General features: G+C 46.7%; 20 protein-coding genes. 3 read left to right on the top strand and 17 right to left on the bottom strand.

Annotated features, from left to right (window positions below; all coding sequences use genetic code 11):
• Positions 1-12: 12 nt before the first annotated feature.
• From BN93_RS08300 to BN93_RS08290, 3 genes are all read right to left on the bottom strand, one after another.
• On the bottom strand, positions 13-1,047 hold the full coding sequence (locus BN93_RS08300; protein ID WP_044077614.1) for a hypothetical protein: 1,035 nt from the start codon (positions 1,045-1,047) through the stop codon (positions 13-15).
• Between the two features lie 45 nt (positions 1,048-1,092).
• Complete coding sequence (locus BN93_RS08295; protein ID WP_019187878.1) at positions 1,093-3,255, bottom strand: TonB-dependent receptor; 2,163 nt, start codon at positions 3,253-3,255, stop codon at positions 1,093-1,095.
• A 205-nt stretch (positions 3,256-3,460) separates the two neighbouring features.
• Positions 3,461-3,781 (bottom strand): hypothetical protein, encoded by a 321-nt coding sequence (locus tag BN93_RS08290; protein ID WP_019187877.1) that lies wholly within the window; start codon positions 3,779-3,781, stop codon positions 3,461-3,463.
• Positions 3,782-4,215: 434 nt separating this feature from the next.
• Here BN93_RS08290 and BN93_RS08285 point away from each other — a divergent pair, with 434 nt between their 5' ends.
• Positions 4,216-4,521, top strand: a complete 306-nt coding sequence (locus BN93_RS08285; RefSeq protein ID WP_019187876.1) for a hypothetical protein — start codon at positions 4,216-4,218, stop codon at positions 4,519-4,521.
• A 738-nt stretch (positions 4,522-5,259) separates the two neighbouring features.
• On the opposite strand, the gene BN93_RS08280 is transcribed toward BN93_RS08285, so the two are convergent.
• Positions 5,260-6,156 carry a DsbA family protein gene (locus BN93_RS08280; RefSeq protein WP_019187875.1) on the bottom strand — a complete coding sequence of 299 codons (897 nt, stop codon included), beginning with the start codon at positions 6,154-6,156 and terminating at the stop codon, positions 5,260-5,262.
• A 161-nt stretch (positions 6,157-6,317) separates the two neighbouring features.
• On the opposite strand from BN93_RS08280, the gene BN93_RS08275 reads away from it, so the two are divergent.
• Entirely contained in the window at positions 6,318-6,779 is a 462-nt protein-coding gene (locus tag BN93_RS08275; RefSeq protein WP_009229540.1) for a copper resistance protein NlpE N-terminal domain-containing protein, read from the top strand.
• Positions 6,780-7,472: 693 nt separating this feature from the next.
• Here the strand turns inward: BN93_RS08275 and BN93_RS08270 are convergent.
• The 3 genes from BN93_RS08270 to BN93_RS08260 are packed head-to-tail and all read right to left on the bottom strand — an operon-like array spanning position 7,473 to position 10,837.
• A complete protein-coding gene (locus tag BN93_RS08270) occupies positions 7,473-8,645 on the bottom strand; it encodes a GDP-L-fucose synthase family protein (RefSeq protein ID WP_019187874.1) in 1,173 nt (390 codons plus the stop codon).
• Between the two features lie 27 nt (positions 8,646-8,672).
• On the bottom strand, positions 8,673-9,758 hold the full coding sequence (gene gmd, locus BN93_RS08265; protein ID WP_019187873.1) for a GDP-mannose 4,6-dehydratase: 1,086 nt from the start codon (positions 9,756-9,758) through the stop codon (positions 8,673-8,675).
• Between the two features lie 14 nt (positions 9,759-9,772).
• The gene (locus BN93_RS08260) at positions 9,773-10,837 is read right to left on the bottom strand and encodes a mannose-1-phosphate guanylyltransferase (RefSeq protein ID WP_044260214.1); all 1,065 of its coding nucleotides are present in this window, start codon (positions 10,835-10,837) and stop codon (positions 9,773-9,775) included.
• Positions 10,838-11,301: 464 nt separating this feature from the next.
• Here BN93_RS08260 and BN93_RS08255 point away from each other — a divergent pair, with 464 nt between their 5' ends.
• Positions 11,302-12,174 carry a sigma-70 family RNA polymerase sigma factor gene (locus tag BN93_RS08255; protein WP_009229544.1) on the top strand — a complete coding sequence of 291 codons (873 nt, stop codon included), beginning with the start codon at positions 11,302-11,304 and terminating at the stop codon, positions 12,172-12,174.
• Positions 12,175-12,874: 700 nt separating this feature from the next.
• Here BN93_RS08255 and guaA read toward each other — a convergent pair.
• The 10 genes from guaA to BN93_RS08200 form a co-directional block, all read right to left on the bottom strand.
• Entirely contained in the window at positions 12,875-14,419 is a 1,545-nt protein-coding gene (gene guaA, locus BN93_RS08245; protein ID WP_044260275.1) for a glutamine-hydrolyzing GMP synthase, read from the bottom strand.
• A 74-nt stretch (positions 14,420-14,493) separates the two neighbouring features.
• Positions 14,494-15,270 (bottom strand): sugar phosphate nucleotidyltransferase, encoded by a 777-nt coding sequence (locus BN93_RS08240; RefSeq protein ID WP_019187869.1) that lies wholly within the window; start codon positions 15,268-15,270, stop codon positions 14,494-14,496.
• Positions 15,271-15,374: 104 nt separating this feature from the next.
• The gene (locus BN93_RS08235; RefSeq protein WP_019187868.1) at positions 15,375-16,916 is read right to left on the bottom strand and encodes a RapZ C-terminal domain-containing protein; all 1,542 of its coding nucleotides are present in this window, start codon (positions 16,914-16,916) and stop codon (positions 15,375-15,377) included.
• A 28-nt stretch (positions 16,917-16,944) separates the two neighbouring features.
• On the bottom strand, positions 16,945-17,130 hold the full coding sequence (locus tag BN93_RS08230) for a hypothetical protein (RefSeq protein WP_019187867.1): 186 nt from the start codon (positions 17,128-17,130) through the stop codon (positions 16,945-16,947).
• Between the two features lie 333 nt (positions 17,131-17,463).
• The gene (gene groL / locus BN93_RS08225; RefSeq protein ID WP_019187866.1) at positions 17,464-19,092 is read right to left on the bottom strand and encodes a chaperonin GroEL; all 1,629 of its coding nucleotides are present in this window, start codon (positions 19,090-19,092) and stop codon (positions 17,464-17,466) included.
• A 132-nt stretch (positions 19,093-19,224) separates the two neighbouring features.
• On the bottom strand, positions 19,225-19,494 hold the full coding sequence (locus tag BN93_RS08220; RefSeq protein ID WP_009235450.1) for a co-chaperone GroES: 270 nt from the start codon (positions 19,492-19,494) through the stop codon (positions 19,225-19,227).
• A 443-nt stretch (positions 19,495-19,937) separates the two neighbouring features.
• A complete protein-coding gene (locus tag BN93_RS08215; protein WP_019187865.1) occupies positions 19,938-20,633 on the bottom strand; it encodes an ankyrin repeat domain-containing protein in 696 nt (231 codons plus the stop codon).
• A gap of 39 nt (positions 20,634-20,672) precedes the next feature.
• Complete coding sequence (metH, locus tag BN93_RS08210; protein WP_084768752.1) at positions 20,673-23,438, bottom strand: methionine synthase; 2,766 nt, start codon at positions 23,436-23,438, stop codon at positions 20,673-20,675.
• A gap of 100 nt (positions 23,439-23,538) precedes the next feature.
• On the bottom strand, positions 23,539-23,973 hold the full coding sequence (gene smpB / locus BN93_RS08205) for an SsrA-binding protein SmpB (protein ID WP_044260212.1): 435 nt from the start codon (positions 23,971-23,973) through the stop codon (positions 23,539-23,541).
• 104 nt (positions 23,974-24,077) lie between these two features.
• A complete protein-coding gene (locus BN93_RS08200) occupies positions 24,078-24,587 on the bottom strand; it encodes a DMP19 family protein (protein ID WP_019187862.1) in 510 nt (169 codons plus the stop codon).
• Between the last annotated feature and the right edge of the window lie 557 nt (positions 24,588-25,144).

Genomic DNA, 25,144 nt, shown 5'->3' with positions numbered 1-25,144 from the left:
CTTGTAAAAGCCTTACAACCAAATACCTTTGCCTAAGTCGTGTGGTGCTGTTGTGAAGATGGACTTGTGATAATCGCGAAGAGCCTCTGTCCATGAAAGGTTAAGGGCCTTCATAATGCGGTGAATCAGTTTGTTGCTTACATCTTCTTTAAAACCATTTTCTGGAAAATTGTCAATGTCCATGTCCTCCTTAAAGGTATCTTCTCCGATGTAATCTTCCCTGTCTGCATACACCACCACAGGAACGGTGAAGTTTATGTCCCAGGTTCCCTGTTGCAACTGCATGGGCGAGAATCGATAATAGGGACTGAATTTACCCGTGCGAGGGTCCTTCTTTCCTTGAAATCCATGATATAGCCTAATGCGGAGGTCCATCGTTACATCGTCTTTCAAAAATTTCATCACCCCTTTAAGCCCGATGGGATTGGTGGTGCCAGTCAGTTTGGCACCGTCGTATTTCACCGTTTTGTCCCAGGGTGTGGTGTCTGTGTATTTGTAAGCGATGTAATCTGGGGTGTTGGGCTTACTGGATACGTCCCTTCCGCTCATCAGTTCTTTCACGTTTTCAACCGTAAAGAAGTGCTGGTGAATGGCATCCTGACCATTTTTCACAAATTGTCCGTTTATGTATTCGCCTTTGGCGTTATAGTATTTGATGAACAAGAGATAGACAGGGGCGGGATTTTCGAACCCTTTTTCTGTACTATAATCGTGGGCTTTCACCACATAGAACTTGTCGGCACTGCCTTCTGCTAGCGTCCAACCTTTGCCGGGCTTTACCTCGTAGGTTATTTCTTGGATGCGTTTCAAGTATTTTGCTTTCGATTCAGAGTCTTGGTGGAATCCTCCCTCCGTGTCAACGTAAAGCCAATTGGCGTGCATGTGGCCTTGAACCAGCTGCACAGTTACCTTCACGGGGTCTTCGTGTAACTTGTTTTTCGTTTCGTCAACCGGTGTGTCCACTTTGTTGTCACAAGCGGTGAATGCTAGTGCGAATAATGCAGCACAAGATAGTGCCAGCATTGATTTGAAAAAATTCTTTTTCATAACCTTATTAGTTTTGTTGTTTAATTGTCAATGTTTGTTGTTTTTTTAGAAGAACCAGCCGATGGAGAGCCGCATGTCGCGCCCCATATCGTGGGCGTAATAACGCGAGCGGTTGGTGTATTCCTTATATTCTTTGTTAAAGAGGTTGTCGGCAGCCAACAGCACACGCAATTTATTCCGATCGCTAAGCGGCCATTCTATGCCTGCCTCAAACCCGAAGAGGTTGTATGTGGGAGGCGTAAAGTCGATGAGGTCGCTTGCGGGGTTAAAGCGCGTCTGCTTTAAAACCAGCCTGTGCTTTAATTGTAACCATGCGTTGCCCTTACCCACGCGAATGTCTTCCCAGGTCAAGTCGTGGTCGAAACGCGCCGATGGGATATAGGGCAGATAGTTGCCTGTCCGCTTTTCGTTGGCCCAGATAAGGCCTGAAAGCAGGTGGTATTCCAAGTGTTGCATGGGTTTTAGCCGCACATCGAAGTCTACCCCTCGGAGGAAGGCATCGGTTTGCTTGTATTGGAAAAGCGGATATGAACCTGAAATCACCGTGACATACTTGCCTCTTTCTGGTTCGTCGTAGATGTATCCGTTTATCCATTGCAGGTAGGCATCTACCCTAACCTCTGCAAAGGCTGAGCGGTAGGATAGCGAAGTGACCCATTTTGTGCTCTGTTCCGAGTGCATGGTTGAGTCGCCCATGACGAACATGCCCGAACCCAGCTCGTTTCCGTTGCTGTAAAGCTCGTGCACGTGTGGTGCACGCCACGCCAAACCTAAGTTAGAAGTTAGTTTCAACTGCTCGTTCAAACGATAGCTCATACCAAGATTGTACGAGAAGTTACTGAAAATGTGGTGCCCGCCATAGAGCTTACCCGTATAGTCGTAGCCCGACGCACGCGTTTCTTGGTTGTCAAAGCGTATGCCTGCCTCTGCCGTCCAATTCTCGTGGCGATACTTCTGTATGGCATAAATGCCTAAGTCATACTCGGTGTAGTTCGGGATAAGGGGCACAACGCCCGTTCCCGCTTGGTTGCGGTTACGAATGTGCAAGTAAGATGCGCCGGCCTCGGTGTTCCATCTGTTGTAGGCCAAATTCCATTTCAGTTGGTTTTGAAATGAAGTAAGGAACAGGCTAACGGCGGGAATATCCGAAAGGTTCATCCTTCGGATGCGGTTTTCTTTGCGGTCATCGTACTGAAAGGCAGTCTGCCATTGAAAGTTGCCGTACTTGCCTGCATCGAAAAAGGCCTTACCAATGGCCGTATGGTGAACGACATGCTGGAAAGGGTAGTCGATATGCCTGGTGTATGGCGATACTTCCACGGGTTGCCCCAGTTCTATACGCTGCTTTAACAAGTCTTCGCTACCCATTTGTGCGCTTAGCATAACACCTAACTTTAAGTTGTACATGCTGTAATAGCCTTCCAATTTAAGGTTGTTGTACTTATAGCCCAATGATGCGGAGAAGTCGTGTTCGCGATAGCCCGTGTTGTTAAGCAAGTATTTGGCTGCGCTTTGGTCGCCCGAATTGGCGTAGGTCCCTTGCAGTCGCCAAGCCAAACTATTGTTGAAAGGCATCGTCCCTTCTGCTTGTGTCACAACAGAATAGCGCTTGCCATTGCTGCCATAGAGCGTTCGTAAGTGGCCTGAAACGCCACTTAGCCCATAAGGTAGTGCCTTTTGGTTCATCACGATTATTCCGCCCAAAGCCTCAGAGCCATACCTTACAGACTCTGCCCCTTTGATAACCTCGATAGAACCGCTGCTGTTTTGGTCAATTTCGGGTGCATGGTCGGCTCCCCATTGCTGTCCAGTCTGCCGCGCCCCATTGTTAACGATGAGTATTCGGTTGCCATACATGCCGTTGATAACGGGTTTGGCCACCGTTGTCCCTGTCTGAATGGAGCTTACTCCACTAACATGTTCGAGAATGGAAGCAAGCGATTTGCCCATAGAGCGATCGATAAGGTTTTCGCCTATCCTGTCGCTTACGCTGTTGATGCTGGCTTGTTGGTGCACGCCTGTTACAACAACCTCCTTGATGTTGTGTTCCTTGCCAAAAACCGACTTGTTGCTCTTTTTGTTCATGTTTGTCGTCGTGTCGGTTTGTTGGCTTAACAAGTTGGGTTGTGCGGTGCTTTGCACCTTTGCAGTAGCCCACAGCGCAATGTTCGCAACGAGTGCGACGCAAAGAAAAGTTCTTTTAACCATACGTCAATGTGTGTTAGCTTGCGTGCATTGCGATTTATCGTTTCGGCACGTCAAGCAAACAGTGTACAATTACTGATTGGAGGAGTCGGCCGAACCTTGTTCGGCCGCCTGTGATTAAAATGTAAATGCAGCCCATTATACCTATCCGAAAAGGCGCACTTGTCCCACTGATATGGATGCAATGGGGGTGTAATGGCTGGAAAAGTTAAGCGCGTGTAGGCGGCGAGTGGCTATTTACCGCTTCAACATGGCGGTAAACAACTTGTTGGGTGAAAATGTAAGGTGTGAGGATAGTGGCAAACACTGCTGGCCGATAGACCTGTAGTATGGGCGCGCCAGCGTTGTGCATGACAAAGTCGCAGATGAAACACGATGATTTTAGGGCTTTTGTCGTGCCGTCGCATGCGAGATGCACCTTGGAAGAATGGTCTTCGTGTGCATGAAAGTCTTTGATAACAAACACCGACATGAATGTTACGATGAACATCCATGCAAGAAAACGTCTGATGTGTTTGTTTTTGTTCATGTGCAAAACCATTGATTGTGCCTACCGGCAACCAAGTATGTGCACCCTTGTTTACGGCGCACAACTATTCACCTTGCAAAAATACGACAAAAGAACGAACCTTGTTTCTAAACACCCTGATTGTTAGTTTTATTTAACGCTTAACCACAATCTTCATGAGGTTTATGCTAGTTGTTGCAGCCCACCATAACCGCCGTTCTGTAAGTGATGGGGTGCCTAGGCCAACATGGTTTTGAGATTAGTGCTTTCATTTTCACAGGTCTTTTGGTAGGAGTCATTCCTGCAATTGCCTAGACCACTCCCTTTGCCGCTTACTGTGTAACAACTGCTACGGTGTTAGTTGGTGGGAACGATGTCCATTCCAACCTTGTCTTGTTTAAAAGGCAACTCAATCCTCGAACATTTGTAAACTATTCGGTGCTAAATTTAACATTATGAGTGCCCTTTCTGTTCACCAATCGCTCACCTTGCCGCAAAAAATCGATTCTCGCGAAGGTTGGTTTAGGTGCAAAAGGGGGGTAGTTATAAATGCTGGCAAGATGAATATTTATTATAAAGAACCGCCATTTGCACCCATTTTGGGGCTATTTGGTGCTAAATGTAGTGCAATATGGTGCAAAACGCAGTGCGTTTTGGTGCAAAATGCAGTGTGTTTTGGTGCAAAATGCAGTGCGTTTTGGTGCAAAATGCAAGGTAAAAAGGTGCTAAACGCAGTACAAAATGTAAGGCAAAAAGCATAAATATACGCCGCAATGGTATAAACAAACCCTTTTTTAGATATTGAAATGTGTCCCGAAAGGACGAAGTTTTCGTTAAAAAGTGAGATTTTAGGGACTAAAAGCGGATAATTGGGCTTGAAGAATTACGGGCAGTCAACCAAACTAGAAAGGCTAAATGGTGCAAAATGCAGGTTGTATTCTTAAAAATGGACAAAACGAATAGCGTGAAAGGTTAGAAAAAGAGGTAATTTACCTGCTTTATGGCCTATATTTTCGCTAGAACAGAGCGAAAAAAAGAGCGGCGTTGTAAAATAAAAGATAATATTTTAAGATTTTGAGTTGATGCGTTTGTGAGTTTGTGAGTTTGTGAGTTTGTGAGTCGATGGGTTGATGAATTGATGAGTTGATGAGTTTGTGATTTAATGGAGTTGGTTAGTTTGTGGGTTAATGAGTTTGTGAGTTGACGTGTTGTGAGTTAATGGAGTTGGTTAGTTTGTGGGTTGATGAGTTTGTGAGTTGTGAGTTAATGGAGTTGGTTAGTTTGTGGGTTGATGGTGCTTGTGAGTTTGGGGAGGTTCGGAGTTTTATCTAAGCAGTTAATAGCGGATATGCGGTTTGTCGTTTCTACTCCTAGTTGTAGGAGTGGAGTTGGGTGAGAGCTTGTTCGCAGCAAGGAAGAGGGGATGTATTACCTATGCAATACTCCCCCCCTGTTCTCTTATCTCCTGCAAACAAGGATACGTTCCTCGGCGTATGATGTTATTTACAGATACCTGTTGTTAGGTCGCATGCCATGCCTTTGGCAGGCTTTCTCACGAAATAGCTGTTGTCGGCAGGTTGTTTTATCAGTTCTCCAGTGGCCAAAAGTGGAGCAATGGCATCCTCCATAGTTTGCAAGTCGGCAAAGTCGAAAGCCTCTTTCACCTCTTCGGCAGCTAGTCGGGGATGCGTTTCCATTAGTACGAACAAAGTCTCTGGCGAGAAACTAACGGCTTGTGGCAATAGCTTTCCACCACTAACAGCCTTTATCATGGCAGCCATCGTGTTGTAATCACGGAAACTTTTAAGAGCCATCTTTTTGCCTTCGTACTCGAAAACAAAGGTGGGAAACACCTCAACTTTGAGGGCTTTGGCCTCTTCAACGTCTTGCCAAAAAGCTTTTTCGGCCGAACCATCGTTCAATGGGTCGAGAAAAGCGGCGATGTCGATGCCACTTTCGTCGGCAATGGCAATAAGTTCGGCTTCGGATATAGCTTGTCTGGCCTCGGCCATAACTGCCGCGCGCAAGTTATACAGAAAGAGAACGGCCTTTTTCGTGTCGGCCATTTGCGCCGCTTTAAAGGCGATGCAAAGGGGGAAAGATGAGTTTTCTGTTTCAGAAAAGAGGTTGAATCCTTCCGCTTTGATGGGCATGTGGTGTTTATCGGCCGTTTCCAGGCAATGGGCTATGAAGTCTTTGTTTTCCTTATTATAATAGGAGCGGACGTCCATGTCGGCCGGTTTGTTCTTATTCATATCCTCAACAAGGCCGCCCATAACGTTTCGCCAAGTTATAAGGTTTGGGAAATGGGTCTCTAACTTTCTGAAAAAGGGTTCTTCGCCCCAGCACCAAGGGCAAACTGGGTCGGTAACGTTGGTTATGATTACTTTGCTCATTGTGTTGTCTTTATGATTTGGTTTATGTTGTTAAGCACAAAGTTACTCATAAAACAACTTTTATCCATCATTTTAAACTCTTTTATGAATACAAATCATTGTTTTATGCGTTTTTTGTTCTAAGTTTGCATCCGATTTAATTAAAACATAAAAAGAGAAACATGAAAAAGTTATTTATGATGGTAGCTGCTTGCGCAGTTATCGCTTCTTGTAACCAAACGGGCAAGAACGCTAAGGCAGAAAATCCTAAGGACTCGGTTATGGCTGTTGACACAACAAATGCTGCAACAGGCATGACTTATAGCGGAACTATCCCCGCAGCAGACGGTCCTGGTATCAAGTATACTGTAACTTTGTCTGGCGACTCTGCAAAGACCTTCACGATGGAAGAGGTTTACTTGCAGGCTAAGGACGGCAAAGACGACGTGAAGACCTACACCGGCAACGTTGAAATGATTAAGAAAGACGTTAAGGGTAAGGCTGTAACGGCTTACAAGTTACCTATGGACAAGGATAACGCTCTTTATCTGCTCGTTAAAGACGACGCTACTTTGAGCGTTGTTAACGACCAATTGGAAGAGGCTGCCAGTGGCAACGACTACACCTTGAAGCTGGTTAAGTAATTACAGCATTAAGAAGTAAAACCATTTTATCATCCCGTACGGTTGGGGCGTATGTCTCTCCGTGCGGGATGATTTCGTTTAGCCATATTGCTTATGTTATTTTTTATCTCGCTGACTGCAAACTTCAAATCGGCTCGATTGCTCTATCCGCAATGCTCTTGAATAGGCATTGCGGATTTTGTTTTCGAAAGGTAAGCCCCTTTCAGACCATCATCCACCCTAAAAGTTCTTCCGTGTAAGTGGTCTTCGGTTGGAACACGGATTGAATTCAGCAGTTCTTGACGAAGAAAGTTTTAACCCCAATCGGTAGTCACACCGCTTATCAATTATTTTAGGTTGTTTCCACCGTTTCGTGTTCATCATTCGTTTGCTTGCCGGCATCTTGCCTACCTTATTCGCTCGATGTAGAACACTACGCCTTCAAGGATAAGACAGACAACATGCCGGCAAGCGAACAAAACCAGAACATGCCCTAAAGACTGATTGGGGCTTAACGGAGAGGGTGCGTTTGAAAGAGATTAATAAATGTCTTGATAACCGTGTTAGGGATAAAAAACGGGTTACAATTGGGAGAGTTGTCCAATTGTAACCCGTTTGTTGTAATGCTAAAATGCAACATTCATTCAAATGTCTACAAGTTGAGGTCTAAGAAAACATCATTTCTGCGCAACTGAACGTAGGGGATGTCTGTCGCTATGCTTTCAGGTCGTTTTGATACCAAGCGAAGAGTTTTGAAACACCATCGGCAATCTCAACCTTGTGTTTCCAGCCAAGATTGTTCAGCTTTGTAACATCAGTGAGTTTGCGTGGAGTGCCATCTGGTTTGGTGGAATCGAACTGAATGTCGCCCTTAAAGTCGACAACCTGCGCTATAAGTTGCGCCAATTGTTTGATTGTAATCTCCTTTCCCGTACCAACATTGATGTGGCAGTTCCTTATTTCGCCCAATGCGGGAATGGCACCACCACGTCCAGCGTTCGAGTTTCGGTCGTTTTGGCTGTTGGTTTCAGCCCCATAGAACACCGAAGAGTATTTCTCAATGCCGATGATGTCGCTGAAATCCACGTTAAGCAGTACGTGTACGCTGGCGTCGGCCATGTCTTCGCTCCACAAAAATTCGCGAAGTGGTTTGCCCGTACCCCACAGTTGTACCGCATTGTCGGCAATACCATATTTAGAGAGCACTTCTAAAATGCGTTGTTTTTGGGCAGTTCCGTCAACACCTTCCACTGGGCGTTTGTTTAAGTCGGTGCGAATAGCCTGCCAATTGCTTTCGTGGATAAGCTTGGCCAGGTAAATCTTTCGCATCATGGCAGGCATAACGTGGCTGTTTTCCAAGTGAAAATTGTCGTTTGGCCCATATAGGTTGGTAGGCATCACGGCAATATAGTTCGTACCATACTGCAAATTGTAGCTCTCGCACATTTTTAGGCCGGATATTTTGGCTAGTGCATACTCCTCGTTGGTGTATTCCAAGGGCGAAGTAAGCAGCTCATCCTCCTTTATTGGCTGGGTTGCGTTCTTAGGATATATACATGTTGAACCCAAAAAGAGTAGCTTTTTAACGTTGTGGCGAAATGATTCGCTAATTACGTTGCATTGCATCTGCATGTTCAGCATGATGAAGTCGGCCCGATATAGCGAGTTGGCCATGATGCCTCCCACATGTGCAGCGGCCAATACCACGGCCTCTGGCTGTTCTTCGTCGAAGAAGGCGCGCACTTGCGCTTGGTTGGTGAGGTCTAGTTCGCTGTGTGTGCGCCCCACAAGGTTGTGATACCCCCTTGTTCGGAGGTTCTTCCAAATGGCCGACCCAACAAGTCCTCGGTGTCCGGCCACATATATTTTCGTATCTTTATGTAGCATTTTGCTGGTTAAATGGGGCTGTTAGGCCTATTCGGGCATCTGCGCCTTGATATATAGTTTTTTAACGAACAGCATGTCGTGTTCCACCATCTTTTTAATCAATTGCTTGAAAGACGTTTTGGTAGGACTCCATCCCAACTTCGTCTTTGCTTTTGTGGGATCGCCAAGAAGTTGGTCAACCTCGCATGGGCGGAAATATTTGGGATCTACCTCGATGAGCACGCGATTGGTTTGAACGTCGATACCTTTCTCGTTTACACCTTGGCCTTCCCAGCGGATATTAATCCCTGCCTCTTTAAAGGCAAGCTCGCAGAACTCGCGAACGGTGTGCATTTCGCCCGTAGCGATGACAAAGTCTTCGGGTTGCTCTTGTTGCAGCATCATCCACATACATTCCACATAGTCTTTGGCATATCCCCAATCGCGCTTGGCATCGAGGTTACCCAAATAAAGCTTGTCTTGAAATCCCTGTTTGATGCGGCATGCGGCGAGCGTTATCTTACGCGTAACGAAGGTTTCGCCCCTTCGTTCGCTCTCGTGGTTGAACAAGATGCCGTTGCAGCAATACATGTCGTAGCTTTCGCGATAGTTTTTCACAATCCAATAGCCGTATAGTTTGGCCACCGAATAGGGCGAACGTGGGTAGAAGGGTGTGGTTTCTTTCTGTGGAACCTCTTGCACCTTGCCATAAAGTTCGGAAGTGGAGGCCTGGTAGATGCGGCATTGCTTTTCTAGTCCGCAGATACGCACAGCCTCAAGCAGTCGCAACACGCCCGTTGCGTCAACATCGGCGGTGTATTCGGGTACTTCGAACGACACTTTCACGTGGCTTTGTGCAGCCAAGTTGTATATTTCGGTGGGGCGAACTTCGCCGATGATGCGGATAAGCGACGACGAATCGGTCATGTCGGCCCAGTGCAAGTTGACGGGGCGCTGCTTTTTCATGTCCCTAACCCATTCGTCTAGGTAGAGATGTTCTATCCTCCCCGTGTTGAACGACGACGAACGCCTGAGCAATCCATGTACGTCGTAGCCTTTCTCAGTTAAGAGCTCAGCCAGGTAACTGCCGTCTTGACCGGTGATGCCTGTGATGAGCGCAACTTTTCTTTCCATGTTAATTATGTTTGTTATTCGCTGAATTGTTTTATACGTTGTTCTTCACTTCGCTTGCAAATAAGCAAAATGCCATCTTGTTCGGCCACGATGCAATCGTCAAGCCCTTGTATCACCACACGTTGCTCTTGGGTAGTGTGCACGATGCAATTGTGCGAATCGAAGAGCTTAATGTTGTTTCCGATGCAGGCATTACCGTAAAGGTCGCGTTTAGACTGTTCCCAAAGACTGCCCCAAGTGCCCAAATCGCTCCATCCGAACTCGGCAGGACAAACGAAAATCTCTTCTGCTTTCTCCATGATGGCATAGTCTACCGAGATGTTTTCGCACTGAGGGTACGTCTCGTCAATCTTCGCTTGCTCTTCAGGGGTTCCATAATAGGGCATCAATCCTTCGAAAAGCTTGCTCATTGCAGGCTGGTAAACCCTGAAAGCGTTAACAATGGTGTGAACACTCCAAATGAAAATGCCTGCATTCCAGAAGTAGTTGTTTTTGCTGATATATTCTGTTGCCGTGGGCAGGTCGGGTTTTTCGCGGAACGAATCGACTCTGAACACCTCGGTATTGCGGGCCGAATTGACGCTTAGGTCGGCCTGAATGTATCCGTATCCCGTTTCGGGACGTGTGGGTTTCATACCTAATGTGAGTATGGCATCTGTTTCGCTTGTGAATTTAAGGCATGAATTAACCACGCGTCTAAACTCCTGTACGTCGGTTACCACATGGTCGCTAGGGGTGACGATGACATTAGCTCCAGGGCATTCTTTTTTTATTCGCCAACTGACGTATGCGATGCAGGGGGCTGTGTTGCGCCTGCATGGTTCGAGTAAGATGTGGCTTGGGTCGATTTCTGGCAGCTGCTCGGCCACCACGCTTTGGTATTTCTTGTTGGTTACAATCCATACGTTCGACGGAGGGCATACTGTTTCGAACCTATCGAGCGTGAGTTGCAACAACGAACGCCCCGTGCCAAGCACGTCGATAAATTGCTTGGGTTTCTCTTCGGTGCTCATTGGCCAAAACCTACTGCCAACTCCACCTGCCATGATGACGAGATGATTAAAATTGTTCGTGCTCATAAAATCGTTATATTTATATCCTTGCAGGGCTTGGCGGCAGGCAAAACAGGCTATTCTTTGTTTTGTTTTGCGGCATACGCTTGTAGATGAGCGGTTATTGTGCCTGCACGCTCCCTTGTATTGTGCTGATTGTTAATTGTTTGAAACAAGGCATAACGTTTCTTGCCTGTTATTCATCGTTTTATCGGTGAAGACCATATAATGACAAATCGTTTTTATCGTCCATTAAGTGTTGTGTGCTTATTTTCCAAGCTTTCACCGCAGGCAAAGTTAGCGTTTTTTTTTAAGCCTACAAAAACATTTCGACATTTCTTTTTGCAAGATGTACGGCTTGGCACACTTCTTGGTAGTAATACATTGGCAAAAACTTGCATATCTAGTTTTTTTTCATTAACTTTGCAAGGTTTTACGGCATGTTTTAAAAACAAGTTAACGGACATTTAAAATTGATGTGAGGTTAAAAAATGAGGCAATTAAAAATTCAAAAAAGCATTACCAATCGTTCTAGTGAGGCACTTGACAAATACCTTGTTGAAATAGGAAGGGCTCCATTGATTTCAATTGACGAGGAGATAGAGCTTGCCCAGAAGATAAGGAAGGGTGGCCCAGAGGGCGAGAAGGCAAAAGACAAGCTGGTTACGGCCAATCTACGCTTTGTTGTGTCTGTTGCGAAACAGTATCAGCATCAGGGGTTGACGCTCACCGACTTGATAGACGAGGGTAACATTGGCTTAATTAAGGCTGCACAGAAGTTCGACGAGACACGTGGTTTCAAGTTCATCTCGTACGCCGTTTGGTGGATACGCCAAAGCATCCTTCAAGCCATTGCTGAACAAAGTCGTATTGTGAGGTTACCCCTCAACCAAGTTGGTTCGCTCAACAAAATCAATCACGAGATAAATAAGTTTGAACAAGAGAACCAACGTCATCCTTCCGTTTCGGAATTGTCGGATGCAACAAACATCGACGAGGAGAAAATCGGACAGAGCCTGATGGCAGACGGACACCACGTGAGTATTGATGCGCCTTTCCAAGATGGAGAGGACAATTGCATGCTCGACGTGATGGCTTCTGGCGACGATAGCCGAACAGACAAGCAAGCCGACCACGAGTCGATGGCACTTGAACTGAATAGCGTTTTGGCAAAGGTGCTTAAAGATAGGGAAATAACCATTATCCGAGAGTGTTTCGGTATTGGCTGCCACGAAAAAGGACTTGAAGAGATTGGCGACCAACTAGGACTTACACGCGAACGCGTGAGACAAATACGTGAAAAGAGCATTGCCAAACTGCGCGACAGCGGCAACGCAAAGATTTTAATGAAATATCTGGGCTAACACATTGCCCTTAACAATGATTACGAACATCCCGCCATTTGCTTGGTGGGATGTTTTATTATAAGCAGTGGCCAATTGCCCATATTGCACTTCATTTAGCAACAAATGGCTCTCCAAATGGGGTAGATGGCGGTTATTTTAAATAAAAATTCATTTTGGCTGCATTCACAACTAACCGCTTTTGCATCAAAAACAACCCTCGCGAGAATCGATTTTTTGCGGCAAGTGGACGATTGGCGGACGGCAAACGCACTCATAATGTTAAAATTCTTGTCGAAAACTATACAAAAGAACAACTGTGTCGCAAACACGCACGTGGGCAAACGGTACGAAAAGCACGTGCGCTTACTGTCATCTGCGCGAGCGGTTGCAAGGCATGCAGCCCACGACTCACGGCGACAGAATTATGGAAATGCAGAAGCAATCCGCCGTTGGCAGACAGTTTCGGCTTATGGAAAAGAGATTGAATAACTTCTGCCAGGGTATTTTTTGATACATAATCGCCTTTTGCCACGGACAAATGGGGTTAACTCTCTGGTTTTATCGTATCTTTGTTCTGTGCTGCATACATGGAGAGGAGTGTTTATCTTGGTTTTAACACACAAAGATAAAACACTCCTCTCAATTTAAAGAAAAGTATTAAAAGGCAAAACGACTTTTCTATTGGGGTATGCAAAAGGTTAGGCTAATGCCCACATTTTTATTCCCATTCGATAGTCGAAGGCGGTTTCGACGATATGTCGTAACATACGCGGTTTACGCCTTTCACCTTATTTATAATCTCATTAGACACCTTAGCCATGAAGTCGTAGGGTAGGTGAGCCCAGTCGGCGGTCATTGCGTCGGTACTTGTCACGGCACGTAAGGCCACAGGGTGTTCGTAAGTGCGTTCGTCGCCCATTACGCCTACACTGCGAACCGAAGAAAGCAGAACAGTTCCGGCCTGCCAAATCTTGTCGTATAGTTCTTCGCCGTCTTCGCAAATATAGTTGTGCATGTTCTCACTGTAGATGTCGTCGGCCTCTTGTAGTATGCGCACCTTTTCGCGTGTGATGTCGCCAAGAATGCGGACGGCAAGCCCTGGACCGGGGAAAGGATGGCGTTTGATAAGTCGTTGGGGCATTCCCATTTCCAAACCAACGCGCCTAACCTCGTCTTTGAACAGCCATTGCAGGGGTTCGCACAGTTGCAAGTGCATTTCCTTGGGCAGTCCGCCCACGTTGTGGTGGCTCTTGATAACCATGCCCGTGATGCTAAGGCTTTCAATTCGGTCGGGATAGATGGTGCCTTGGGCCAACCATTTGGCGTCGGTAATCTTCTTAGCCTCGGCATTGAACACCTCAACAAAATCGCGACCGATAATCTTTCGCTTTTCTTCGGGGTCGCTAACGCCCTTTAAGTCGGCAAAAAACTTATCGCTGGCGTCAACGCCAACAACATTCAAGCCTAGTCCCTTGTAGGCTTCCATCACCTTTTGGAACTCGTTTTTGCGCAACATGCCATGATCTACGAAGATGCAGGTGAGCTTATCGCCGATGGCTCGGTTGAGCAATGCGGCGCAAACGCTGGAATCAACGCCCCCGCTAAGTCCCAAAATAACTCGGTCGTCGCCCAATTGCGCTTTCAATTCGTTAACTGTACTCTCCACAAACGATGCCGCACTCCATTGTTGTTTACTTCCGCAGATGTTCACAACAAAGTTTTTAAGGAGTGTTGTTCCTTGGGTGGAGTGGAACACTTCGGGGTGGAACTGAACCGCCCAAACGGGATTTTGCTCGCTTGCATAGGCCGCAAACTTAACATCGTTGGTGGAGGCGATGACACGATAGCCTTCTGGAATGGCCGTAATGGTGTCGCCGTGGCTCATCCATACCTGCGAATTATGCTCGAAGCCTGCGAACAAGGGGTTGTCTAAGCATATATCTTGCAGGTGGGCACGGCCGTATTCGCGGGTTCCCGTCTGCTCTACCTTTCCGCCATTAGCATGCGAGATGAACTGCGCGCCATAGCAAATGCCCAACACGGGATATTTTCCGATAAAGTCGTTTAAGTCTACTTTAAACGCCTCCTTATCGTGAACGGAGTAGGGCGAGCCACTAAGGATGACGCCAATGACGGAGGGGTCGTCTTTGGGAAACTTGTTATAGGGTAAAATCTCGCAGAAAGTGTCGAGCTCGCGCACACGGCGACCAATGAGTTGTGTGGTCTGCGACCCGAAATCCAAGATGATAATCTTTTGTTGCATGTTGTCGTTGAGTATGAAATTCGGTTCTTCGTTCGTTTCCAATCGCTTGTAGACGGGGCGAAGAACCTTATTGTTTATTGCGCATATAAATGTTGTAAGATGTCTGCATCGCTGATGGCAAGACTGCCTGCCTTGGGCTTTGGCAGACGTTCTAGCGTGTTAAGCTTGCCCACATCGAGCAGTTGCAGCCCCTGTTGTTCGTATCCGCGGATGTCGTTTTGGGCACATTGGTCGAGATAAAAGTCGATAATGCCGAACCTAGCAGGGTATTTCTCCATCTTTTCGAAAAGCTTTGGCGAAAACGAATGGATTCCGGCGAAGGCCAGTTTCTTACATGTCTGTGGGTTGAGTGTGGGGTAGGGCGAGCGTACTTCTCCCGTTTCCACGTTCGTCCAGCCAACAAGCCGCATGTCGTCATTGAAAAGTAGGTAGCGTTTTGTTTCGCGTTGGCTTACAAGTAGCAAGGCATCGCTCTGTGCTTGGTGGGCATAAAACGCTTGTAAGTTTACATTGCTAATGATGTCTACGTTGTGAATGAGGATGTTTGCTGTGGGCGAAAAGAGCTGGGCTGCCTTTTTCAGTCCGCCTCCCGTATCGAGTAAGTGTTGTGATTCGTCGCTTACGGCAATCTCCACGCCGAAGTTATTGTTGGCTTGAAGATAGTCTATGATGGCTTGCGCAAAGTGGTGAACATTAATCACCATGCTTTTTACACCGCAAGCTTTCAGCCTTTCGATGGTGCGTTGCAGTAAGGTTTCTCCGCCAACCTCAACCAAAGCCTTGGGTATGGTGTCGGTAAGCGGTTTAAGTCTTGTTCCCAAACCTGCCGCAAAAATCATTGCTTGCATCATGCTCGTGCTGTTTGTATTTTATTGTGTTGCAAATTTAACCATATTTTTTCACTCGGCAAAGGTTTCGTCGCGCCTTTTGGCTGACTGCCAACGATGTTCTCTCGTTAGCGTTTTGCCTGCAAAACCGAACTGATGTTCTGCTCGCGATGGGTGATGTGCACCTCAATGCCAAACTTATTATGCAGATGTTCGGCCAAATGCTGTGCCGAATAAACGCTGCGATGCTGACCGCCCGTGCAGCCAAAGCAAAACATCAGGCTGGTGAAACCGCGCTGAATGTAACGGCGCACGTGGTGATCGGCCAAGGCATAAACGCCATCAAGGAAGTTTAGTATCTCACCATCGTCTTCCAAAAAACGGATAACAGGCTCGTCAAGTCCCGTTAATTGCTTATAAGGTTCGTAACGTCCGGGGTTGTGCGTAGAACGACAATCGAATACGTATCCGCCGCCATTGCCCGACGTATCTTCGGGAATGCCCTTGCGATAAGAAAAACTGTAAACGTTAACCACTAGCGGCCCTTTGCCGTCGTACTTGGAGAACGTGGCGGGTCCATCTTGTGGGTGCGCCTTATATACGGTGTGGGAAGTTGTCTTAAAGCCGTCGGCACGACTCAGTGCAGGTTCTTCGATGTGGGCGAATTGCGGCAACTCGGTCAGTCGCCTCAGCATATCCATCATGTAAGGGTAGGGGAAGAATTTCTTTAATTTAAGCAACTCGCGCAAGTTATCAATGGCTGGCGGAATGCTATTGATGAAATGTTTCTTGTGTTCGAAGTAGCCCCTGAACCCATAAGCACCCAATACTTGTAATGTTCTGAACAGGACGAAAAGACTGAGACGTTCAACGAAATGCCTTACCGATGGCACTTCGGTGTAGTTTTTCAGCGAGTTGTAGTATTCGTAAACTAGTTCGCGGCGCAGTTTAAAGGGATATTTGGCTGCCGCCTGCCATAGGAACGAGGCCAAATCGTAGTAAAACGGACCCTTTCGGCCGCCTTGGTAGTCGATGAAGTAGGGCTTTCCATTACTGTCGAGCATCACATTGCGCGCTTGGAAGTCGCGATAAAGAAAGCTTTCGCTCTTTTCCGACGTCAAATCCTTAGCAAAAAGGCGGAAGTTAGCCTCTAATTTTAGCTCATGAAATTCAAGTTCTGTGGCTTTAAGAAAGCAATATTTAAAGTAGTTAAGGTCGAAAAGCACACTATCGACATCAAACTCCGGCTGTGGATAACACACTTGCCAATCCAATCCGCGCGCACCTCTTATCTGTATGTTGGGCAGTTCGCGTATAACGGCAGTAAGCAATTGTTTCTCGTGCATGTTGTACCTTCCTCCCGATTCGCGCCCGCCGCGCAAAACGTCAAATAGAGAAGTGCTACCCAAGTCGGTTTGCAGGTAACGCAATTCGTCTTCGTCTACGGCTAGAATGCGAGGCACGGGCAATCGCCTTTCCGTAAAGTGGCGTGTAAGATAGATAAAGGTGTGGTTTTCGTCCCTGCTGTTTCCCACCACGCCAATAACGCTTTCTCCGTCTTCACCCGTTAGTCGGTAATACTTTCGGTTGCTCCCCGCTTCGGGCAATTGAGCCATCATGGCTGGAGCCGTACCTTTCCATCGCTTATATAGTTCAGCTAGTTTTTCCATTTTGTGCGCCTTCGTTTGCTTAATCTTCTTATTCGTGTTCTTCCCTTTGTTTGCGTCTTCTCCAGTCTTCGTCGTATCTAGCCAATAAGCTGTCGGCTGCAAAGAGCAGCAAAAATATGCCAGCAGACATGAGGAACGACTTGGTGATGTAGACCAAGCCTGCCGATACAAGGAGTAGAACAAGGATGCGTTTCCAGTTTATTCTTATTTTCATGAACACAAAGGTAACAAAAAGTTATGGTGTAATGGCCAAAAGCCCGAAAAATATGCAATAAAAAAATCGGATGTCTCCCGACAACCGATTTCCAAAACAAACTACTTAAAAACTAATCTACTAAAACAAATCAAAAAAATATCTTTGAATGGATTGCTCCATTGTATCTTCTTTACATTTGCAAAATTAGTCAACTCTCATTAAACTACAAAAGATTTTTATTTAAAAAACTCAAATCAGTATGCAAAGAAAAGCTAAAAGGACGCCTATCCGAAGATAAACGCCCTTATTTTTAGCCGTTTTGGCACTTTTTTGAGCCTTTTTGTAACTATCTTACATCATTCCGCCCATCCCAGGGTTTCCCATAGGCATCGCAGGAGCGTCTGATGGTTTCTCTACGATGAGGCATTCGGTGGTAAGGAACATGCCTGCGATAGAGGCTGCATTCTCTAATGCCACGCGTGCAACCTTTGCAGGGTCGATAATTCCAGCCTTACGCATGTCTTCAAAGGCATCGGTACGGGCGTTGTAGCCATAGTCGCCTTTGCCTTCGCGAACCTTTTGCACCACTACTGCACCTTCACCGCCTGCATTGATTACGATTTGACGAAGCGGCTCTTCAATAGCACGTTCAACAATGTTGATACCAGTCTGTTCGTCAGCATTGTCGCCTTTAAGTCCTTTCAAGGCATCGAGGGCGCGGATGTAGGTTGTGCTACCGCCTGCAACCACACCTTCTTCAAGTGCAGCGCGAGTTGCACACAATGCATCGTCAACGCGGTCTTTCTTTTCCTTCATTTCTACCTCGCTGTTGGCACCTACATAGAGCACGGCAACACCGCCCGAAAGTTTGGCCAAACGCTCTTGCAGTTTCTCCTTGTCGTAAGAACTGGTGGTATTGGCTATCTCGTTCTTAATCTGAGCCACGCGGTCGGCGATGTTTTGCTTTTCGCCAGCACCGTTAACAATCGTCGTATTGTCTTTTGAAACAACCACCTTGTCGCAGGTTCCCATCATTTCGAGGGTAGCTTGCTCCAACTTCAAGCCCTTTTCTTCGCTGATAACCAATCCGCCCGTCAGCACGGCGATGTCTTCGAGCATCGCTTTACGACGGTCGCCAAAGCCAGGAGCCTTAACAGCACAAATCTTCAAGCCGCCACGCAGACGGTTAACCACAAGCGTTGTAAGTGCTTCCGAGTCTACGTCTTCTGCAATAACGAGCAACGGACGGCCACTTTCGGCAGCAGGCTGCAAGATGGGGAGGAAGTCTTTCAAGTTGCTAATCTTCTTGTCGTATATAAGGATATAGGGATTTTCCATTACAGCCTCCATCTTGTCGGTGTCGGTAACAAAGTAGCCAGAGAGGTAACCTCTATCAAACTGCATACCCTCTACAATGCCGATGCTTGTTTCGCGGCTCTTGCTTTCTTCGATGGTGATAACGCCGTCTTTGCTAACCTTACGCATGGCATCAGCAAGAAGTTTTCCTATTTCGGGGTCGTTGTTGGCACTTACCGAGGCCACTTGTTCAATTTTGTCGTAGTTATCATCTACTTGTTCGGCAGATTCGCGGATATAATCTACAACAACTTTCACAGCCTTGTCGATACCCCGTTTCAAATCCATAGGGTTTGCGCCAGCCGTTACGTTCTTCAAGCCCTCGTTAACAATGGCTTGTGTAAGTATGGTAGCAGTGGTTGTGCCGTCGCCTGCATCGTCGCCTGTTTTCGAGGCAACGCTCTTTACGAGTTGTGCACCCGTGTTTTCGAAGTGGTCTTCCAACTCAACTTCTTTTGCAACAGTAACTCCGTCTTTGGTAATTTGTGGTGCACCGAATTTCTTTTCAATCACCACGTTGCGACCTTTTGGGCCAAGTGTAACTTTAACGGCATTTGCCAGTTTGTCTACACCATTTTTAAGCAAGTCGCGTGCTTCTATATCGAATTTAATTTCTTTTGCCATCTTGTTTTTACTATTGAATTGTTATATATAATAATAAGGAGTAGAACCCAGCCTACTGTTTCTGTGTTGGGGTAGAATAGTGTACATTGCACACCATAGCCCCAAATATCGCATGGGTAAACAACGGCCTTATTACTTTACAATGGCCAGCACATCGCTTTGGCGCATCATCAAGTATTTTTTGCCTTCGTATTCTAGTTCGGTGCCGGCATACTTGCCATACAGCACGTTGTCGCCCTCTTTCAAAATCATTTTCTCGTCTTTCGTGCCTTCACCCACTGCAACGATGGTTCCGTTCAGTGGCTTTTCCTTAGCCGTGTCGGGGATAATGATGCCGCCCACTTTCTCCTCGGCGGGGGCGGGTAAAACTAATACTCTGTCTGCTAATGGTTGAATGTTCATTGTATTTAAGTTTTAAATTAAATCTCTTTTCAAGGAATGCCTTATGATTAGGCGTTCGACCTATGCTATACGAAAAGCGTGCCAAAATCGTTGATTGACATCTTGGCATGCCTTAACTGACATTTTTTCGCATTGCTGATTGTTTTGTGTCAGCCTCATTTGTGTTTCTAGTCTGCAAACATAGTGCTAATAGAGAATCTCCTGATTGCCCTTGTGGAACAATCTCGTCATCGACGTTTGCGAAACGATGGAGAGACTCGGAGCTGGCCATGCGGATGCCGAAAAGATGATGTCTCTTGTCGGCCTTCTGTCTTCCGCGACTGCGGAACCAGATTGCCACGCAGTCGTTAACATACATTGCCACGATGTGAAATGTCCCGTTTGCGGTATGTTGAAATGAGCATATAAGTGGAAATAGGGCGGAAAATCACAAGTGGGAAACTTTAGTTACCTGGTGCTTTCTCTAGTATTCGTATGATTGGGGTGTGCTTCAGCTGTTTTGCATAATAGAGCGCAGTTCGCCCCTCTTCGTCCTTTATTCCTTTCTTTGCTCCATGTTTTAACAGCAACAGAACCATATCTTTATTTCCTTTTATGACGGCTTTGATTAGCGGACATTCGATATAGTCGCCACCTAAGTTGCCCAATCCATCGGCTTTTGCGCCGTGTTTTAATAGCAGCGAGGCTATTGCTACGTTGTTCACATTGCAACTTGCCGCCAAAGGGCACAGTCCATTCTCGTTATAAGGCCTGTTTGGGTCTGCTCCCATAGTCAGTAGTTGTTTCACCAAGTCTTCATCTTCATTGTTAATAGCCATGTAAAGTGCATCATATATAAATATCTCGTCGGCAAAAGCCTCGTCTATGTTCGTTTTCATGGCAATCAATTTCTGTATGGCAGACTTGTTTTTATATAGGCAGGCATATCCTAACAGCGAATAGGAGTGGTAAGAATCCAAGGGAATAAAGGAATCTACATTGTTTATATACTTCATATTGGCTGCCAATTCAGCCAGATTGTTGTTTTTTATAGCCTTTATAGCCGAGCGGTAATAATCTTTATGCACAGCCTTTTGGGCATGTCCCAAACCGGCCATGTTGAACAAAAGGAGCGCAAAGAAAAGCATTTTCTTTTTCATTGGTTGTCGTATATTATAATGTTAATGTCACGCTACAACTTAATCATCAAACAGCCTAAGCCGATTTTTACGCGCCTCTTCTATGGGCAACAGCTTTTGTTGCTTGTCTTGATAGCCAGCCCTTAAACTCTCGTATTTGTCGTTCAGTTCATTAACATAGGCTGTTTCTTCGCTCTTGTTCAGCAGTCTGGCGGCAGCCAACGAGTTTTGACTAGCATCTTTCATCCAAACCACAGGTCCTCCATACACGGGTGCAATCTTCAAAGCAACATGCAGTTGGCTAGTGGTAGCACCCCCAATCATGATGGGGATGTCCAAACCAGCCTTCTCCATCTCTTGTGCCACGTTAATCATTTCTTCTAGCGAAGGTGTGATAAGTCCACTCAAGCCAATAATGTCCGCCTTCTCTTCAATGGCCTTCTTAATTATTTGTTCGGCAGGAACCATCACGCCAAGGTCTATCACCTCGTAGTTGTTGCAAGCCATCACCACCGCCACGATGTTCTTGCCAATGTCGTGCACATCGCCTTTCACCGTAGCCAGGATAACTTTACCGGCTTTCGTTGCTCCCACTTTCTTTTCTTTCTCGATGTAAGGTTGCAGAATGGCCACGGCCTGTTTCATCGTTCGTGCCGTCTTTACAACTTGTGGAAGAAACATCTTGCCTGCCCCGAAAAGTTCGCCAACCTCGTTCATGCCTGCCATCAAAGGGCCTTCAATGATGTCTACGGCATGCGGATAATGCTCCAAAGCCAAGTGCAAGTCTTCATCCAGATGGTCACCAATGCCTTTGCGAAGGGCGTATTTCAGACGTTCGTCCAGTTCCAAACTTCGCCATTGCTCCTCTTCTTGCCTTTGTGTATTGCTGTCGCCGCTTGCCAAACCTGCCTTCCGCTGTTCTTCCTCATCCTTTTTCTTGTTGGCCAACTCAATCAAGGCCTCGGCCGCATTGGGCTTTCGGTTGAGGATAGCATCTTCGATAATTTCCAGTTCGTCTGTGGGGATGTCGCTGTAAGTAACTTTCGACGATGGGTTTACGATGCCAAAGTCCATGCCTTCGTTGATGGCGTGGTACAAAAAAACGGCGTGCATGGCCTCGCGAATATAGTTGTTGCCCCTAAACGAAAACGAAAGGTTGCTCACGCCGCCGCTGATATGCGTGCCAGGCAGGTTCTTACGTATCCACGCTATCGAGCGAATGAACTCGTATGCATAGTTGTCGTGTTCTTCAATGCCCGTTGCGATGGCCAAAATATTCGGGTCGAAGATGATGTCTAGTGGGTTCATGCCCACTTCTTGCGTAAGAATGCGGTATGCGCGCTGCGCAATTTCTATTCTCCGTTCAAAGGTTGTGGCTTGTCCTTGCTCGTCGAAACACATCACCACGCATGCTGCGCCAAAGCGCTTTAAGGCTCGTGCGTGTTCAATAAACTGTTCTTCGCCCTCTTTCAGCGAAATGGAGTTGACGATACATTTGCCTTGCACACATTTAAGGCCTGCCATGATGACCTCCCATTTAGAAGAGTCGATCATGATGGGCACGCGTGCGATGTCGGGTTCAGCCGCAATCATGTTGAGAAACGTGGTCATTTCTTTTTCCGCATCAAGCAAACCGTCGTCCATGTTGATGTCTAGCACCAATGCGCCATCGGTTACCTGTTTGCGTGCAATGCTTATGGCCTCGTCGTATTGTCCTTCCTTGATAAGTCGAAGAAACTTTTTGCTACCTGCCACGTTGCATCGTTCACCCACATTAACGAAGTTAACTTCGGGCGTAACGTTTAGCATTTCTAGGCCAGAGAGCCAAAGCGTGGCGGGTTTGTTCACCACGGCGTGTGGCGTTTTCCCTTTGGCCAAAGCCGCATAGCTGGCAATAAACTTGTCGTCGGTGCCACAACAGCCGCCTATGATGTTCACTAAGCCTTCGTTTATAAATTGGGCTATCTGCGGCGACATGCTTTCTGCGGTCTCATCGTATTGTCCCATCGTGTTGGGCAGTCCTGCATTGGGGTAGGCCGAAATGTAATAGGGGGCTTTGCTGGCCAATTCTTTGAGGAACGGTTTCATTTGGTCGGCACCGAAAGAGCAGTTAAGCCCAACCGAGAAGATAGGATACGAACTGATGCTGGCAAGAAATCCCTCAATGGTTTGTCCGCTAAGGGTTCGTCCTGCCAAGTCGCTCACCGTCATGCTCAGCATAATGGGTAGTTCAATGCCTTGTGCCTGCATCTCGGTTATGGTAGCGTCGATGGCGGCTTTGGCGTTAAGCGTGTCGAAAATGGTTTCTATCAAGATGGCATCTACACCGCCTTCTATCAGCGCGCCCACTTGTTCGCGATAGGCATCAAATAGTTGGTCGTAGGTAATGTCGCGTGCGGCGGCATCGCTAACGTCGGGACTCATCGAGCAGGTTTTGTTCGTAGGACCAACCGAACCACACACAAAGCGCGGCCATTGGGGTGTGCTAAATTCGTCGGCGGCCTTTCGTGCCAGTCTTGCACCAGCCAAGGCCATCGGGCGCGATAGGTGTTCGAGTTGGTAATCGGCTTGCGATACGACTTGCGAAGAAAAAGTATTAGTCTCAATGAGGTCGGCACCTGCGGCCAAATACCTGCGGTGAATGTCGAGAATGAGGTCGGGACGAGTGATGTTCAGCACGTCGTTGTTGCCTTTTAGCTGACCTTCATGTTCTGCCAAATCGGCATTTCTGAAGTCTTTTTCCTCCAAGTTGTAGTCTTGAATCATGGTTCCCAGCGCACCGTCGAGTATCATGATGCGCTGTTTAATTATATCCTGAATTTTCATCTTGTCGACCTTTCCTTTCCCATTTACGCCCATCGGCGTGTTGTACTAACTCTGCATTGGTTTTGTAAAACGGCCTGTGGCACTATTATAACCAGCCTTCTTAATACCGCTTTATCGCCCTGTCCATTTGTCGGCGGTCTTCTTTCTCTTTAAGTGTTTGCCGCTTGTCGAACTCTTTCTTACCACGCACCAGTGCGATGTCAACCTTTGCCCGTCCATGTGGGTCGATAAACACGAGTGTCGGCACGATGGTAAAGCCCACTTGCTTGGTTGCCTCTTGAAGTTTGCGTATCTCGCGTTTGGTGAGCAACAGCTTGCGGTCGCGTTTGGCCTCGTGGTTGGCATACGAGCCGTAGAAATAGGGCGAAATGTTCATGCCCTTTACCCACATTTCACCATTGTTGATGTAGCAAAAGCTGTCTACCAGCGAGGCCTTGCCCATACGGATAGACTTTATTTCCGTTCCTGTAAGAACGATGCCAGCCATAAATGTTTCAACGAAGAAGTATTCAAACGATGCCTTCTTGTTTCTTATCTGTACGGCGCTTTTTTTCTTATCGAATCTGTTTCTTTGCCCATTGTTTGTCCTTTCTTTCTAAATGTGGCTTGTTAGCAGGTTTGCTCCATGCAACAGCCGTTCTAGTTCACAATTTCTGCAAACTCTTCTATATGCCCGTCTATATACTGTGCTATGGCAGCCGTCCACTCCTCCTCGTGTTCAACGAAAGTGTCGTCGAAGTCGTCGAAAATAGGGAACCGCTCGAAAAGCGACATGAACTCTTCGTCGGTACAGTCTTTCTCTATCTCCTCATGATACTTCTTGTAGTTGGAGTGTACCTTGCTGATGAGTCGCCCCAATTCTGTGATGCCCCATTGCTTGACCATCATGGCAAAGGGATTGAGGAAGATAAAGCCGCCATAACCGTTGTGTATCAGTTGGATGAAACCGCCGTCCATCACCTCGTCGCGCAGAATGCGATAAGCCAAGAGTGTTATTTGGCTGGCGTTGAGTTGTGACATGGTGTCGGCGGTTAGCTTTCCGCCCACAGAGGCATTGATGGCATCTACAAAGATGTCTACAAAGGCGTCCATTCCCTCTTCCGCTGCTTGTCTTAAAGCGGCGTCGCTAACTGTTACTTTGTTGGGCATACTTGAATGTTATATGTTATTATGGTGTACAAAGTTACAACAAAAGCGCGTAATGCCTGCAAAATAGGGGTAAGAAAGTGTGCAATGGGGTGTTCTGCGGCTTTTCTAAATGCAAAATCCTGCCCTGCAACCACTCGTGCTGGCGTTTGCAAGCGTACGTGCTGCCCGTGAAATTTGCCCACGCGTGTGCATAGGGCATAATTTCTTTTGTCTAGTTTTTAGTAATAATTTTAACATTCTGAGTGCCCTTTCTGCCCATCAACTGCCAACCTTGCCGCAAAAAATCGATTCTCACGACGGTTTGTTATGGTGCAAAAAGGGGGTAGTTTGTGAATGCGGAATAATGAATATTTATTTAAGCAGACCGTCGCTAACACCCATTTTGGGGCTATTTGCAGCAAAACGAAGTGCGTTTTGGTGCAAAATAGAGTGCATTTTGGTGCTAAATGCAGTGCGTTTTGGTGCTAAATGCAAGGTAGAATGGTGCTAAATGCAAGGTGAAATGGTGCTAAATGCAGTGTAAAATGGTGCTTAACGCAAGGCAAAAGGCATAAACA

It is taken from the genome of Prevotella conceptionensis 9403948 (assembly GCF_000312305.1).
In the GTDB taxonomy this organism is placed as follows: Bacteria; Bacteroidota; Bacteroidia; order Bacteroidales; family Bacteroidaceae; genus Prevotella; species Prevotella conceptionensis.
The sequence above is the reverse complement of the archived record's forward strand: the minus strand, read 5'-3'. Positions and strand labels throughout refer to the sequence as shown.